Origin of the sequence: Actinomycetospora callitridis, from assembly GCF_028737265.1 — a bacterium.
Lineage (GTDB): Bacteria > Actinomycetota > Actinomycetes > Mycobacteriales > Pseudonocardiaceae > Actinomycetospora > Actinomycetospora callitridis.
This window is the reverse complement of record NZ_JAQZAK010000002.1, coordinates 304,349-319,683: the sequence shown is the minus strand read 5'-3', so window position 1 is coordinate 319,683 and position 15,335 is coordinate 304,349. Positions and strand designations below refer to the sequence as shown.

The window sequence follows — 15,335 nt, the reverse complement described above, 5'->3', positions numbered from 1 at the left end:
CCACGGACTGCGACGATCGGACTATGGACGGTCGGGGTGACGGGGCACCGCGGCGTTTCCGGCTCCTGTTCGTCTGCACCGGGAACATCTGCCGGTCGCCGTTCGCGCGCTTCCACACCCGCGCGCTGCTCGAGATGCGGCTCGGCCCGCGATGGGCGTCGTGGTTCGACGTCGCCAGCGGTGGCACCGGGGCCGTCGTCGGCTCCGAGATGCACCCGCTCTCCCGCGCCCAGCTCGGGCCCCTGGCCACGCACCCCGACGTCGCCGCCTTCCGCGCCCGCCAGCTGCCGGCCCGGGACGTCGAGCTCGCCGACCTCGTCCTCACCGTCAGCCGCTCGCACCGCTCGGCCGTGCTCGAGCTGGAGCCGCGCGCGCTGCGCAGCACGTTCACCGTGCGCGAGTTCGCCCGCCTGCTCGGCCGCATCGACCCGGCCGACCGCGCCGCCCTGCCCGTCGACCCCCGCGAGCGCGCCCACGCCCTCGTCGCCGCGGCGCTCGCGGAGCGCGGCCAGGGCGCGCCGGTCGACTCCGAGGACGACGCGATCCCGGACCCGATCCAGGGCGCGGCGGCCGAGCACGCCGAGTCGGCGCGCCTCCTGCACGAGGCGGTGCGACCGCTGGTCGACGCCATCGGCGCCGGCGTCCCGTGGCCGGTCCGCCGCCGTCCCGGGCCGCCGCCCGGTCAGCACCCCGGACAGCACCCGGGCCCGCACCCCGGCATGGCGCCCCGCCGGCCCGGTCCGCCGCCGCTGCCCGGCGGTCCGTTCGGTCCTCCGCCGGGGATGCCGGCCGGTCCCGTCCCGGCCGGTCCCGTCCCGACAGGCCAGGGCCCTGGTGGCGCGCCACCCGGGGGGCCTCCGCCGAACGGCGCTCCGGTGGGCCGGCCTCCCGGTCAGCCCCCCGGCATGCCGTCGCTGCTGCCGCCGGGCGCGCGGGTACCGCGTCCCCCCGGGCCGGTCGACCCGCTCCCGCCCGATCCGGTCCCGGCCGGGCCGCCCGGGAACGGCACCGCGGGCGGCGGTCACCACCGGGACGGCCGACCGTCGGAGGGTCGGTCGCCCCAGGGCTCGTCATCTCAGGTCCCGTCGGCGCAGGAACTGTCGGCGCAGGATCGGTCGGCGCAGGATCGGTCGGCGCAGGATCGGTCGGCCGAGGGCGCGTTGCCCCAGGGTCCGTCGACCCAGGAGTGGTCACCCCGGGACGGCGACGGCGACGGCGCACCGGCCGGTCGACGGCGACGGCACGGCTGGGCCGACGACGACGAGGACGTCGAGGACGTCGGCGGGCAGGTCGGCGAGGGCACCGAGAGCGCTGACGACGCCCCGGCGCCGGCACACTCGAGCACCCGCGCCGGACGGTAGGGCCGGCGCCGAACTCCCCCGCTCAGGACGGGGCGAAGGTGAACGCGCGGCGCACCCGGGCCCGCGGCCGCGTCACGGCCGGGGGCGGCGGGGCGAGCAGGGGACGCCAGGAGGTCCAGGAGTCATGGCCGCCGGACGTCACCGCCGCGTCGTCGTCGGACGGGTCGACGGCACGCTCGACGAGGTCGCGGCACGGGTCGACGCAGCCCGGGGGCCGCACGACGCACACGCGGAGGCGCTCGGAGCCGACGGTGACGTGCATGCCGACGCGGGGCGAGCGGCCGAGCTCGAGGCCCAGGTCGGAGGCCGTGGCGTCGAAGAGCACGCCGCGCGTCGACTCGAAGCTCAGGCGGCCGTGGCGCAGCCGCAGCACGCCGGGGACGTGGGTGACCTCGCGGACGATCCACGCGAGGCCGGCGAGCACGGTGCCCTCGACGGGTCCGCGCGCGTCCGCGGAGTGCCCCACGGGCGCCTGCCGCGGGGCGGGCACGTCGGCGAGCGCGCTCGACCGGGCCGATACGGGCGGTCGGGGTGGGATGGTCATCGTCGTGACCTCCTCCCGGGATGTTGCGTTGTCGTGACCTGACCTACACCCAACGCGCGAGCCCCCTCGGGTGTCATGCTCCGGCCGGGCGAGGCGTGGCGGGCAATGGGGTGATGCGGGCTCGGGCGCGTACCGTGAGCGCACCCTTCGGTCTGTGCGGGTGACACACCGCCCTGACGGCCCCACCAGCGCTGCCCTGGGTGACCACTCGCTGGCATGCTGCCGCCCCATGGGCGCAGTGGCCCGGTGGGCGAGCGGTGAGCGGGACCCGGAAGACCGTCCGAACACGGATTGAAGGTCGCCCGGACATCACGGTCAGCAGCCATCGGGGTACGGATCGCCCGTCACGACGACTTCGGGAGAACAGAGCGTGAGCAACCCCGACGAGTACCAGCAGCAGTCAGGTTTCGGGGCGACTCCGGGGGGATACAGCCAGCAGTCCGGCTTCGCTGACCCCTCGGCGGCCGCTCCGGGATCGCAGGACCCGGGGCAGCAGGGTGGTCAGCCGGGTGGCCAGCAGGGTGGTCAGCAGGGTCAGCCCGGCTACGGCCAGCCGCAGTACGGGCAGCAGCCGGGGTACGGCGGCCAGCCCGGCTACGGCGCTCAGCCCGGCTACGGGGGCCAGCCGCAGTACGACCAGCAGCAGTACGGCCAGCAGCCGGGCTACGGCCAGCAGCCGGGCTACGGCCAGCAGCAGTACGGGCAGCAGCAGTACGGCCAGCAGTCGGGCTACGGCCAGCAGCAGTACGGCCAGCCGTTCGCGCAGCCCGACGCCGGCTACGGCCAGCAGCCCGGCTACGGCCAGCAGCCCGGCTACGGCCAGCCCCAGTACGGCCAGCCCGGCTACGGGCAGCAGCCCGGCTACGGCCAGCCCGGCTACGGGCAGCAGCCGGGGTACGGCGGGGTGCCCGGCGCCGACCCCACCGACGTCATCGGCTCCCGTGTCGGGCAGTACATCCTCGACGGGCTGCTCTCCGCCGTGCCGACGTTCGTCCTGCTGTTCATCGTGGCCGGGATCGCCGGGGCGTCGGCCGACCCGGACGCGGCGCTCACGATCATCGGCATCGGCTACGTCTTCGTCTTCGTCGTCGGCCTGGCGTCCGCGTTCGTCGTGCACGCGTACTGGCCGTCCACCCACCAGGGCCAGACCCCGGCGATGGGATGGCTGAACCTGCGCATCGTCCGCGAGGAGGACGGCGGCGTGCCGGCACTCGGGCAGTGCGTGATCCGGTGGCTGCTGCTCATCGTGGACGGGCTGTTCGCGGGGATCCTCGGCCTGATCGTCATGTCGACCTCGGCCCGCCACCAGCGCGTCGGCGACATGGTGGCGAAGACGCTGGTCGTCCGGGCCTGAGGCACGGGTCCGGCACAGATCGACCACGGACGACCGGCCTGATACACCCGGGCCGGGCATGCGTCCAGTAGCGACACGGGGGAGCGTTCCGCCCGATCGGGCACGGGACGGAGCCGTCACGGCTGCTGCCGGGGCCGCCACTGCTCCGGCCGGGCGAACCTGGACCATTCGTGCCGCCAGGCGAAACGGACTCGGTCCGCAGAGCGACTTCCGGGCCACAGTCGGACGCAAAACAGTGCGTCCGACGCCGCGCCGGCCCGGGTCGGCGTGACCGTACGTGACGGAGGCAGTCCGACGTGAGCTCGACACATTCCCGACCCGGTGGGTGGCGACGATGAGCGCCCCGGCACGCGGTGGATACGCCGCCTGGGTCAGCTGGCTCGAGGCGTTCCGCCGCGGCGAGGACCCGTCGACCGAGGGTCTCGGTCCGGTGCGCGGCGGCTTCGGCTCCTACGTCGAGGCGCGCCTGCTGGAGCGGCTCTCCACGGCCTTCGCCGAGCGGGTGCGGCAGTGGCAGGCGTCGCTCGGCGACCGCATCGTCGCCCAGCCCCCGGACGGCCCGGTGGCCGCCTCGTCGATGCTGCGCGACGCGGTCGCGCGGCTGGAGCCGCTGGCGAAGCTGGCCGGCTCGCCGCTGGTGCCGTCGGCTCTCGGAGCGTCGATGCGCGACATGCTCGACGTCGTCCGCGAGGGCGCCCGCACCGCGCTCGACGAGGCCTGGCGGCGCGGGCTCGAGGACGAGCACGTCGCGGGCATGCCCGCGCAGCGGCGGGTGGACCCGGTCGTGCGCCGCCCGCTCGCCGGCGGTGTCCGTCCCGGGCGCGTGCCGGAGGGCGGCGCCCGCCGGAACTAGTGGTCGGCGGGAGACCTCAGCCGAGACCGACACGCGCGAGCACGCCGCGGTGGTCGCTGCCCTCGACGTCCACGATCTCGACCTCGCGCGCCGCCGGCCCGCCGGACGTCAGCACGTGGTCGATCTGGACCCCGAGGAGCCGCGGGGCCGCCGAGGGCCACGTGCCCGTCAGGCCCTCGCCGACGTCGCTCGCCGCGTCGGTGCAGCCCTCGATGGCGTCACGGAGCTCGGCGTGGTCGAGCGTGGCGTTGAGGTCCCCGGCGACGACCGTCGGCCGGTCGCCGGTGCACCACCGGGACAGCGCCTCGACGTCGCGCTTCCAGGCGTTGGTGTCGCCGGGCTTCGGCGACTGGGGGTGGGTCGCGACGACGCGCACCGCCTGCCCGTCGACGTCGTCGAAGTCGAGGATGAGCGAGGGGAACTCGGTGTCGCGGTTCGGCGTCGCCGTCGGACGGCCGAGCTCGCGGCGCACGAACACGGTCATCGGGCTGTCGTCGCGGCGGGCGTCGGCGGCGAAGACGCGGTAGCCGCTGGTGCCCTCCTCGCCGCCGGAGGTGTCGACGAGGGCCTGCTGGAGGCGGTCGCGCAGGACGCCGCGGGCTTCGGGCAGGACGACGACGTCGGGGGTCCGCGAGGTGATGAGCGCGGCGAGCGCGTCCGGGTCGGCGCGGCTGAGGTAGGCGCTGGCGGTGAGGACGGTCAGCTCCGGGCCGCCGGTGGCGCCGGTTTCCGACGAACCGATCGCGCGCGGCAGGACCATCGCGAGCCCCAGCACGCCGATCAGGCCGAGGGCGGCGGCCACCGGCCACGCTCGCCGGGCCATGAGCCCCACGAGCAGGGCGAACACGGTGAGCCCGGCGGCGAGCTGCGGCCGGAAGGCGATCGTCTGGACGAACGGGGTGCGATCGTCGATCCCGAGCAGGTCGGAGAAGGTCACGACGGCCGCGGGCACCCCCAGCACGACGGCCGCGGCGATCGCGCCGGCCCCGGCGCGGGGGAGACGCGGCGTGCGTCGGGCACGGACGCGGGCCCGGTCGGGTGCCGGCTCCCGGGGCGTGGCCGGGGGTCGGGGCGGCGCGGGAGGTGCGGCGGGCGCGGACATCTGCCGCGTCGGCGGCGGCGTCGGGCCCGGACCCCGGCCGGGGGGCGGGCCGTGGGGACGGTGCGGACCCGGCGGCCGGCCGGGACCGGGCGGCGGTGCCCAGCCTCCGCCGTACCCCGGACCGGCCGGTCGGCCCCCGGGCGCGGGCCGCCCGGGGTCGTTCCGACCGGTCACGCGCGGGTCACGCGCAGGATGACGTCGTCGGAGCCGTTGTCGCTGGTCAGGTACAGCGCGCCGTCCGGCCCGAGACGTGCCCCGCGCAGGCGCCCGAACTCGCCGTCGAGCTCCGGCGGCACGGTGACCTCGACGATGCGGTTCTCGTCGGCACCGGTGCCCGGGCGCATGAAGTAGAGCTTCTCGCCCTTCTGCGCGGACACGGCGAGCATGCCCGCCATGTCCCCCCAGGCGGGCCCGTCGAGGAACGCCGCGCCGCTGATCGCCTCGGTGGGGTCGCCCGAGCTCCACGCGGCGGGGACGGCGTCCGGGTAGCGGTCGAGGTCGGTCATCGGCACCGACTCGTCGTAGCCGCCGGGGCTCTCGCCGCCCTGGGCCGGGTCCCAGCCGTAGTTCGAGCCGGGGATGACGACGTTCACCTCGTCGTCGATGTCGGGGCCGTGCTCGGCGCTCCAGCCACGCCCGGTGCCGGGCTGGATGGCGACGGCCTGCACGTTGCGGTGCCCGTAGCCGGAGACGAGGCGCTCCGCGGCGCTGCCGGAGGCGGCGAACGGGTTGCCCGGCGCGGGGCCGCCGGTGGCGGGGTCGATGCGCAGCACCTTGCCGCCGAGCGACCCGCGGTCCTGCGGGATCGTGGCGCGCGCGGTGTCGCCGGTGCCGACGAGCAGCATGCCGTCGGGGGCGAAGGTGGGCCGGCAGCCCGAGTGGCGTCCCGACGGGTTCACCGGCAGGCCGCCGACCAGCGGGTCCTGCACGCGGTCGGCCCGCGTCCCGTCGGGCGAGAGGCGCCAGGACACGACGCGCACGTCGACCGGACGGCCGCCGTCCTGGTGGGTCTGGCAGGTCACGAACGACCCGGAGGTGGCGACGTCCGGCGCCGCGGCGATCCCCATCAGGCCGCCCTCCCCGCGCGCGTAGACCGAGGAGAGGTCGGCGGCGACGGGCGTGACGCGGGCCCCGGGGCCGAGGCCCGTGACGAGCGAGAGCGACCCGTCCCGCTGGGTCACCAGCATCCGGTCGCCGCCGACGAAGGCGAGGTCCCAGGGGTTCGCGAAGTCGCCGGCCACGGTCTCGACACGCAGCGCCGTGCCTGTCGGCCCGGCCGGTGTCGACGGCGGCGCGGCGGCTCCGGCACCGCCGCCGGACGCCGGTGCGGCGCTCGTCCGGTCCGGACCCTCGCTGCACGCGGCGAGGCCCAGGGCCAGCAGCGCCGTGAGGGTGAGCAGGGCCCGCGCCGGGCGTGATCGGCTGGAGGTCACGCGCACGATGATGCCGCGTGACGCGTCCGATCCCCGTCGGGGCCCGATCGGGTGAGCCCGTCGGTGGTGAATCTGGGCCGGTCGGCGGCACGGGGTCGGCGAACGGGTGGCGCTGCTCGTCGTCCCGTCGAACGACGGCATGCCTGAAGACGAACGGACCGCACGGTACTTTTTGCGCGGCGCCGTACCGCCCGTGCGATCCGGGGGGCACGCACGGAGGTCGGGTCCGTCGAGGAGTCGTCGGCCGCGGGGAGCCGGCGACTCCGACCCGAACCGGCCGGAGACCCGCCCCCGCCGCCCGCGGTGTCCGTCACAGGCCATCCTGCCCGGCCGTCGGGGCTCGCACGTACCCTGGAGTCCTCCCCGGCGCGCCCGCTCCTGCGCTCGCGCCCGACGGTCCGTCGAAGGGTCCCTGAAGCTTGTCGCCCGCCGCGTCTCCTGCCGTCTCGCCTGCCGTCACCTCCCCGGGTCCTCTCGACGGACCCGCTGCGCCCCTCGCCGCCCTGCTGCCCGCGGCGCTCGCCGACCCCGGGCTGCAGGACGTCGTCGCGGCCGCCGGACGGGACGTCGCCGTCGAGGGCCCGACGGGGCTGCGGCCCTTCCTCGCCGCGGCGCTCGCCGCCGCGCCGGGCGAGGGCGCTGCGGTCGGCGGGGCCGGTGCCCCGGTCCTCGTGGTCACCGCCACCGAGCGCGAGGCCGAGGAGCTGACCACCGCGGTGGGCGAGCTGCTCTCCCCCGACGAGGTCGCCCTCCTGCCGAGCTGGGAGACGCTGCCCCACGAGCGGCTCTCCCCGCGCGCCGACACCGTCGGCCGCCGCGTCGCCGTGATGCGGCGCCTGGCCCACCCGGAGGCGCCGGACACCCCGGACGTCCCGCTGCGCGTCGTCGTGACGGCCACCCGCAGCCTCATCCAGCCCGTCGTGCCCGGGCTCGGCGACCTCGAGCCGGTGCGCCTGGCCGAGGGCACCGAGTACGAGCTCGAGGCGCTCACCGCCCGCCTCGTCGACCTCGCCTACGCGCGCGTCGAGATGGTGGAGAAGCGCGGCGAGTTCGCGGTGCGCGGCGGCATCGTCGACCTCTTCCCGCCCACGGCCGCGGCGCCGGTGCGCGTGGAGTTCTGGGGCGACGAGGTCTCCGAGCTGCGCTGCTTCTCCGTGGCCGACCAGCGCTCGCTGCCGGGTGAGGGGCCCGACGCGCGCCCGGCCGAGGTCGTCGCCCCGCCGTGCCGCGAGCTGCTGCTCACCGACGCCGTGCGCGCCCGCGCCGCCGAGCTCGCCGCCGAGCACACCAAGGACAAGGCCCTCGCCGAGCTGCTCAGCCGCGTGGCGGAGGGCATCCCGTCCGAGGGCATGGAGTCGCTGATCCCCGCGCTGCTCTCGGGGGAGGGCGAGACGCCCGAGCTCGCCCTGCTGCCCGAGCTGCTGCCCAGCGGCGGCCACGTGCTGGTCTGCCACCCCGAGCGCGTGATCACCCGCGCCGCCGACCTCGTGCGCACCGGCCAGGAGTTCCTCGAGGCGTCGTGGCTCGCGGCCGCGGACGGCGCCGACGGCCGCGCCCCCATCGACCTCGGTGCCTCGGCCTACCGCGACCTCGGCGACGTGCGCGCCGTCGCCGCCAAGGCGGGGCGGCCGTGGTGGACGCTGTCGAGCCTCGCGACCGACCCCGACGTCGAGGACGACTCCCACACCCGTGAGGGCGCGCGCGTGCTGCGGCCCGGGTTCACCGCCGTCGAGGCCTACCGCGGCGACATCGCCCGCGCCGCCGCCGACCTGCGGGGGCTCGCCGCGGCCGGCGGGATCGGCGTCGTCGTCGTGCCCGCCGCCGGCACGGCGCAGCGCGCGGCCGAGCAGCTGCGCGAGCACGAGGTGCCGGTGGTCCTCGCGGACGAGGGCCTGCTCGGTGCGCCGCAGCCCGGCGTGGTCACGATCGCGCGCGGGTCGCTGGCCGACGGCGTCACGGCCGGCGGGACGTCGCTGGTGATCGTCACCGAGTCCGACCTGACGGGCAGCCGCTCGAGCGGCGACGGCGTCGTGAAGCGGGCGCCGGTGAAGCGGCGCAACGCCGTCGACCCCCTCACGCTCCAGACGGGCGACTACGTCGTCCACGCCCAGCACGGCATCGGCAAGTTCGTCGAGATGACCCAGCGCACCACCGGCACCGGCCCGGCGCGCACCACGCGCGAGTACCTGGTGCTGGAGTACGCGAGCTCGAAGCGCGGGCAGGCGTCGGACCGGCTGTTCGTCCCCACCGACCAGCTCGACCAGGTCAGCCGCTACGTCGGCGGCGAGCTGCCGACGCTGAACAAGCTCGGCGGCTCCGACTGGTCGAAGACGAAGTCGAAGGCCCGCAAGGCGGTCCGCGACATCGCCGCGTCGCTGGTCCAGCTCTATGCGGCGCGCCAGTCCGCGCCCGGGCACGCGTTCGCGGTCGACACCCCGTGGCAGCGGGAGATGGAGGACGCGTTCCCGTTCACCGAGACGCCCGACCAGGCCTCGGCGATCGACGAGGTCAAGGCCGACATGGAGAAGGCGGTCCCGATGGACCGCGTCATCTCCGGCGACGTCGGCTACGGCAAGACCGAGATCGGTGTGCGCGCGGCGTTCAAGGCGGTGCAGGACGGCAAGCAGGTCGCGGTGCTCGTGCCGACGACGCTGCTCGCCCAGCAGCACCTGCAGACGTTCACCGACCGGATGCGCAACTTCCCGATCACGGTGAAGGGGCTCTCGCGGTTCACACCGGCCAAGGAGGTCGACGGGATCCTCCGGGGCCTCGCCGACGGCAGCGTCGACGTCGTCGTCGGCACCCACCGGCTCCTGCAGACCGGGGTGTCCTGGAAGGATCTCGGGCTGGTGATCATCGACGAGGAGCAGCGCTTCGGCGTCGAGCACAAGGAGCACATCACCGGGCTGCGCGCCCACGTCGACATGCTGTCGATGTCGGCGACGCCCATCCCGCGCACCCTGGAGATGAGCCTCGCCGGCATCCGCGAGATGTCGACGATCCTCACCCCGCCCGAGGAGCGGCACCCGACGCTGACCTACGTCGGCGCCCAGGAGCCCAAGCAGATCGCCGCCGCGATCCGGCGCGAGCTGCTGCGCGACGGGCAGGTCTTCTACATCCACAACCGCGTGCAGTCGATCGACGACGCCGCGGCCAAGCTGCGCCAGCTCGTCCCCGAGGCGCGCATCGTCACCGCGCACGGCCAGATGCCGGAGGAGCGCCTCGAGCGCACCGTCAACGAGTTCTGGGAGCGCGAGCACGACGTCCTGGTCTGCACGACGATCGTCGAGAACGGCCTGGACATCTCCAACGCCAACACCCTGGTCGTCGAGCGCGCGGACACCCTCGGGCTCTCGCAGCTCCACCAGCTCCGCGGTCGTGTCGGTCGCGGGCGCGAGCGGGGGTACGCCTACTTCCTCTACCCCGCCGACCAGCCGCTCACCGAGACCGCGCACGACCGCCTCGCCACCATCGCCCAGCACTCCGAGCTGGGCGCGGGCACCGCGGTCGCGATGAAGGACCTCGAGATCCGCGGGGCGGGCAACATCCTCGGCGCCGAGCAGTCCGGGCACATCGCGGGCGTCGGGTTCGACCTCTACGTGCGCCTGGTCGGCGAGGCCGTCGACGCGTTCAAGGCGCACACCGATGCCGCCGGCGACGGCGACGAGCCGCTGGCCGAGGTGCGCGTCGACCTCCCGATCGACGCCCACGTGCCGCACGACTACGTCGACACCGAGCGCCTGCGCCTCGACGTCTACCGCAAGATCGCCGAGGCGGGCGACGGCGCGGCCCTCGACGCGGTGCGCGAGGAGCTCGTCGACCGCTACGGCGAGCCCCCGGTGCCGGTGACCAACCTGCTGGCCGTCGCCGCGTTCCGTCAGGTCTGCCGGCGCCACGGGATCACCGAGGTCGCGGGCCAGGGCAACCAGATCCGGCTCGCGCCGGTCGACCTGCCCGACTCCGCGCAGATGCGCCTGAAGCGCCTCTACCCGCGGGCCCAGTACAAGGCGGCGTCGCGCACCCTCTCGCTGCCCCGGCCCGTGGAGGGCCAGGACGGGCGGGGCCCGGTGAAGATGGGCGCCGCGCCCTTGCGCGACCTGGCGCTGCTGGCCTGGTGCGAGCAGCTGTTCACCCAGCTCTTCCCCGCGCCGGCGGCGGCCGCGGTTCCCGCGGCGACCTGAGTGCCCCCGTGCCGGTGCGCGCGGGGCGGCCGGGGGGACGCTCGGTGGGACCTCGCCGGTTCGATCTCTCGGCCGTGCCGCCGGTGCTGGTGCGAGGGGCACGTACGGCAGGCGTGCGGACCGGTCGATCATGCGCAACGTGCCCCTCGACGGGCGCCGGGACCATCCTGCGGCGGACCGTGGGTCGCCACCGCCGAGCCAGCACTGGTGACGGGCTCGAGACATCGAACCGGCGAGCTCGCGCCGGGGGCGCCCGGCTCCCGGGAAGGACGGGGCGGCCGGGGGGACGCGTCCGGGCGGGTGAGAAGGTGACCACCGTGCGTCGCCTGCTGCCGATCGTCACGTCGGTCCTCCTCGGTCTCGTCGTGCTGGCCGGGTGCGGGACGGGGCCGTCCCAGGTGCAGGCCGCGGCCATCGTCGGTGACCAGGTGATCACGATCGACGACATCCAGGGCCGGCTGCGCACCGCGGTGCCGGACCTGCGGATCGCGGTCGACCAGCAGGGGGCGCAGCAGGGCATCGCGCCCGGCGCGCCGATCCCGCCGCAGCTGCTGGCCCAGGAGTCGCGCCGGCTGGTGACGGTCCGGGTGCTGCACGAGCTGATCGCCGAGCAGTCGCGTCGCGACGGGATCGTCGTGCCGCCGCAGCGGGTGGACGCCGAGCTCGCCCGGGTCGGCGGGGCGGAGGCCGCGGCGCAGGGCAGCGGCTTCGACCCCGCGACGATCCGCGAGCTCGTCGGCGACCAGGTCGCCGCCGCCGAGATCGGCCGCCGGGTCTTCGACCGCCTGGCGGTCACCATCGACTACGCCGCCACGCCGGACCGGGCGTCGGCGGAGGCGCTGGCCGCGCAGGTCGCCGCCGACCCGACGCGCGCCGACCGTCTCTTCGCCGGCGCACCCGGCGGGGCGGGGGCGAGCGGGCTCGCGCTGCGTCCGGGCCAGAACCAGGGCGCCGAGCTCCGGTCCTCGGCGTCGTCGGTGCTCTTCGGGCTGCCGGCGGGCACGGTCGCGATCGCGCCGAGCGGCTCGTCGAGCTCGCAGACCGGCCAGCAGCAGGACCCGGCGCAGGGCCCGTGGACGGTCATCCACGTGCGCGAGCGCACCCTCGACGCCCCGCCGCCCGGAGCGGGCGTCACCCCGGCGGCCGCGGTCGACGAGGACACGATGTTCGGGTTCGGCCTGCGCATGCTCCAGCCGCTGGCGCTCGAGGAAGGGGTGACGGTGAGCCCCCGCTACGGCACCTGGGACCCGACGCAGCTCGACGTGGTCGAGGACCCGGCGGCCGCGGGCGTCATCACCCCGGTGCGCAGCCCGGCCCCGTGAGTACCGGCACCACCACGACCGTCGCCGTCGACCCACGGCTCGGCGCGGTCCTGCCCGCCTCCGCGGTGCGCACGGTCGCCGCGGCCGACCAGGTGCGCCTGCACCCCGACCTGCCCGCCGAGGTCGCGGAGGCGTTCGCCCGCGACCTCGGCGCGGTCGGGGCGGACAGCCCCCGGGCCGAGGGCGCGGTGGTCGAGCTCGTGCCGGGGATCGGGGACCAGCCCGGCGCCGAGCTCCTCGAGGCCGTGCGCGTCATGGACCGCCTGCGCTCGCCCGGCGGCTGCCCCTGGGACGCGGCGCAGACGCCGGAGTCGCTCCTGCGCTACCTCGTCGAGGAGACCTACGAGCTCTACGACGCCGTCGCCGACGACGACCGCGAGGCCGTGCGGGAGGAACTGGGCGACGTCCTGCTCCAGGTCCTCTTCCACGCGCGGATCGCCCAGGAGGAACCGAGCGCCCCGTTCGGGATCGACGAGGTGGCGCAGGAGCTCGTCGCCAAACTCGTCGGGCGGCACCCGCACGTCTTCGGCGACGGCGAGGTGATCACGGGGGCGGCGGAGCAGCAGGTGCGCTGGGAGGAGCTCAAGGCGGTCGAGAAGCGCCGGGCCTCCGCGCTGGAGGGCGTCGCGCGGGCCCAGCCCGCGGCCGCGCTCGTCGCGAAGTACCTCTCGCGGGCCCGCCGGGCGGGTGTACCCGACGACCTGCTGGCCGCGGCGTCGGACGATCCGCTCTACGCGGACATCGCCGCCGGCACCGCCGCCGGTCCCGCGGACCCCGAGGGGGTGCTGCGTGCCGCCGCGGACGAGCTGGCCCGCCGGGTGCGGGCCGCCGAGGACGCGGCGCGCGCGGCGGGGGAGGACCCCGCCGCCCTCGACGCGGAGGCCTGGGCCCGGCACTGGCCGGCCTGAGCCCTGCGTCGGCGCTCCGTCAGCTCGGCGTCGGAATTCGGACAATACGGTCACGTGGTGTGATCGCTGTTTCGGACGTCTTCCCTCGCGTCGCTCAGCGAGGCTAGCCTCACCTCACCGTAGGTAAGGGTGAGCTGAGAGGACGCCATGCTGGGGAACGCCCTGATCGGGCTGCGCGAGGGCCTGGAGGCGTCTCTCGTGGTCAGCATCCTCGTGGCGTTCCTGGTGCGCACGGATCGCCGCCGGGAGCTGCCGAAGGTGTGGCTCGGGGTCGGGATCGCGGTGCTGATCAGCGTCGCCGTCACGCTCGGCCTGACGCTGTCGCAGCAGGCGCTGACGTTCGAGGCCCAGGAGACGCTCGGCGGCACGCTGTCGATCGTCGCCGTCGGCTTCGTCACCTGGATGATCTTCTGGATGCGCCGCGTCGGGCGGACGATCGCGGCCGAGCTGCAGGGCGGCCTGGAGAAGGCGATCGCCATGGGCTCGCTCGCCGTCGTCCTCATGGCCGCGCTCGCCGTGGGGCGCGAGGGCCTCGAGACCGCGGTGTTCTTCTTCGCCGCGGCCCAGGCGGCGGGGGAGACCACCGGGCCGCTGATCGGGTTCCTCATCGGCATCGCGATCGCGATCGCGCTCGCCTACCTGATCTATCGCGGCGCCATCACGCTGAACCTGGGCAAGTTCTTCACGGTCACCGGCGTCCTGCTGATCTTCGTCGCGGCGGGCATCCTCGCCTACGGCGTCCACGACCTGCAGGAGGCCGGGATCATCCCCGGCCTCAACACCCTCGCCTTCGACGTGAGCGCCGCGATCCCGGCCGACTCCTGGTACGGCGTGCTGCTCAAGGGCATCTTCAACTTCTCGCCGCAGACCACCGTGGCCGAGGCCGTGGTGTGGGTGCTCTACGTCGCGATCGTGCTGACGCTGTTCCTGCGCCCCGCCCGCAAGCCCGTCCCCGGCTCCGCGCCGGAGGCCCCGGCGGAGAAATCGGCCGACTCGCCCGCCTGACCCCCGGTACGACCCCCGACCGCACGACCCCGCGCGCCCTGACGCGCGCTCTCACCGAGGAGAACGATGTCCCGCAGGCCCCTCGCCGCCGTCACCGGTGCGGCACTGGCGATGATCGCGCTGTCCGCGTGCACGAGCACCGCGCCCCAGGGTGGTGGCGAGGGAGGGCCGATCCAGGTCCGGGCGTCGGACACCACCTGCGACGTCTCCGCGAGCGAGGCGCCCGCCGGCAACGTCGCGTTCTCGATCCAGAACACCGGCACGAAGGTCACGGAGTTCTACGTCTACGGCACGGGCGACCGGATCGTCGGCGAGGTCGAGAACATCGGCCCCGGCCTCTCCCGCCAGCTGCTCGTCGAGGTGCCCCAGGGCGGCCAGTACACGACCGCCTGCAAGCCGGGGATGGTCGGCGACGGCATCCGCGCGCCGTTCAACGTCACCGGCAGCGTGCCGGGTTCGACCAGCCAGGACGCCGTGCTCGCCGCCGCGGTCGCCGGCTACCAGCGCTACACCAACTCGCAGATCGAGGCGGGGATCGCGAAGACCCAGGAGTTCGTCGACGCGGTCAAGCGGGGCGACGTGCCCGCGGCCCAGGCGCTCTTCCCGGTCTCGCGCACCTACTGGGAGCGCATCGAGCCGGTGGCGGAGTCGTTCGGCGACATCGACCCGCGCGTCGACGGTCGGGAGGACGACGAGCGCGACCCGGGCGTCGCGTTCACCGGGTACCACCGCCTCGAGAAGGACCTGTGGGTCACGGGGCTGCAGCCGGACTCGGCGGCGATCGGCGACACGCTCATGGCCGACATGCGCGAGCTGCAGACCCGCGCCGCGACCGTCCAGCTGACCCCCGTCCAGCTGGCGAACGGCGCCAAGGAGCTCCTCGACGAGGTCGCCACCGGCAAGATCACCGGCGAGGAGGACCGCTACTCGCACACCGACCTGTGGGACTTCCGCGCCAACGTGGACGGCTCGCAGGCCGCGGTCGCCGCGCTGCGCCCGGCGCTCGACCAGCGCGACCCGGCGCTGGGCCCGGTGCTCGACGCCCGCTTCGCCGACGTCGACCGGCTCCTCGAGCAGTACCGCGCCGGCGACGGCTACGTGCTCTACACCCAGCTCACCGAGCAGGACAAGCAGCGCATGACCCAGGCGGTCGACGCGCTCGGCGAGCCCGTCAGCCAGGTCGCCGCGGTCGTGTCCGGCCAGTGACGTCCGCAGTGACGTCCGCAGTGAGGTCCGTGACGTGGCGGCACGACCGCCGCGAGCTGACCATGG

General features: G+C 75.5%; 11 protein-coding genes. 8 read left to right on the top strand and 3 right to left on the bottom strand.

From position 1 onward, the window contains the following. Positions 1 to 23: 23 nt before the first annotated feature. Positions 24 to 1,361 (top strand): arsenate reductase/protein-tyrosine-phosphatase family protein, encoded by a 1,338-nt coding sequence (locus tag PH191_RS07495; protein WP_274193992.1) that lies wholly within the window; start codon positions 24 to 26, stop codon positions 1,359 to 1,361. Between the two features lie 22 nt (positions 1,362 to 1,383). On the opposite strand, the gene PH191_RS07490 is transcribed toward PH191_RS07495, so the two are convergent. Further along, complete coding sequence (locus tag PH191_RS07490; RefSeq protein WP_274193991.1) at positions 1,384 to 1,905, bottom strand: hypothetical protein; 522 nt, start codon at positions 1,903 to 1,905, stop codon at positions 1,384 to 1,386. A gap of 370 nt (positions 1,906 to 2,275) precedes the next feature. On the opposite strand from PH191_RS07490, the gene PH191_RS07485 reads away from it, so the two are divergent. Further along, positions 2,276 to 3,259, top strand: coding sequence for an RDD family protein (locus tag PH191_RS07485; protein ID WP_274193990.1), 984 nt, complete (start codon positions 2,276 to 2,278; stop codon positions 3,257 to 3,259). Between the two features lie 334 nt (positions 3,260 to 3,593). Further along, a complete protein-coding gene (locus tag PH191_RS07480) occupies positions 3,594 to 4,112 on the top strand; it encodes a hypothetical protein (protein WP_274193989.1) in 519 nt (172 codons plus the stop codon). A gap of 16 nt (positions 4,113 to 4,128) precedes the next feature. Here the strand turns inward: PH191_RS07480 and PH191_RS07475 are convergent, their stop codons facing one another. Continuing rightward, the gene (locus tag PH191_RS07475) at positions 4,129 to 5,214 is read right to left on the bottom strand and encodes an endonuclease/exonuclease/phosphatase family protein (protein WP_274193988.1); all 1,086 of its coding nucleotides are present in this window, start codon (positions 5,212 to 5,214) and stop codon (positions 4,129 to 4,131) included. Positions 5,215 to 5,384: 170 nt separating this feature from the next. Continuing rightward, on the bottom strand, positions 5,385 to 6,647 hold the full coding sequence (locus tag PH191_RS07470; RefSeq protein WP_274193987.1) for a PQQ-dependent sugar dehydrogenase: 1,263 nt from the start codon (positions 6,645 to 6,647) through the stop codon (positions 5,385 to 5,387). A 419-nt stretch (positions 6,648 to 7,066) separates the two neighbouring features. Between PH191_RS07470 and mfd the strand changes: the two genes are divergently transcribed. From mfd to efeO, 5 genes are all read left to right on the top strand, one after another. Further along, positions 7,067 to 10,828, top strand: a complete 3,762-nt coding sequence (mfd, locus tag PH191_RS07465) for a transcription-repair coupling factor (protein WP_420791766.1) — start codon at positions 7,067 to 7,069, stop codon at positions 10,826 to 10,828. Between the two features lie 308 nt (positions 10,829 to 11,136). Beyond that, entirely contained in the window at positions 11,137 to 12,150 is a 1,014-nt protein-coding gene (locus tag PH191_RS07460; protein ID WP_274193986.1) for a SurA N-terminal domain-containing protein, read from the top strand. Next, a complete protein-coding gene (locus PH191_RS07455; RefSeq protein ID WP_274193985.1) occupies positions 12,147 to 13,058 on the top strand; it encodes a nucleoside triphosphate pyrophosphohydrolase in 912 nt (303 codons plus the stop codon). The genes PH191_RS07460 and PH191_RS07455 overlap by 4 nt, the downstream gene beginning before the upstream one ends. A 147-nt stretch (positions 13,059 to 13,205) precedes the next feature. Beyond that, the gene (gene efeU, locus PH191_RS07450; RefSeq protein ID WP_274193984.1) at positions 13,206 to 14,063 is read left to right on the top strand and encodes an iron uptake transporter permease EfeU; all 858 of its coding nucleotides are present in this window, start codon (positions 13,206 to 13,208) and stop codon (positions 14,061 to 14,063) included. 66 nt (positions 14,064 to 14,129) lie between these two features. Then, positions 14,130 to 15,269 carry an iron uptake system protein EfeO gene (gene efeO / locus PH191_RS07445; protein ID WP_274193983.1) on the top strand — a complete coding sequence of 380 codons (1,140 nt, stop codon included), beginning with the start codon at positions 14,130 to 14,132 and terminating at the stop codon, positions 15,267 to 15,269. Positions 15,270 to 15,335 lie beyond the last annotated feature (66 nt).

Coding starts and splice junctions, on each gene's coding strand:
- PH191_RS07475 (WP_274193988.1), bottom strand. CDS start 5,214: ATGTCCGCGCCCGCCGCACCTCCCGCGCCGCCCCGACCCCCGGCCACG.
- PH191_RS07490 (WP_274193991.1), bottom strand. CDS start 1,905: ATGACCATCCCACCCCGACCGCCCGTATCGGCCCGGTCGAGCGCGCTC.
- PH191_RS07480 (WP_274193989.1), top strand. CDS start 3,594: ATGAGCGCCCCGGCACGCGGTGGATACGCCGCCTGGGTCAGCTGGCTC.
- PH191_RS07495 (WP_274193992.1), top strand. CDS start 24: ATGGACGGTCGGGGTGACGGGGCACCGCGGCGTTTCCGGCTCCTGTTC.
- efeU (WP_274193984.1), top strand. CDS start 13,206: ATGCTGGGGAACGCCCTGATCGGGCTGCGCGAGGGCCTGGAGGCGTCT.
- efeO (WP_274193983.1), top strand. CDS start 14,130: ATGTCCCGCAGGCCCCTCGCCGCCGTCACCGGTGCGGCACTGGCGATG.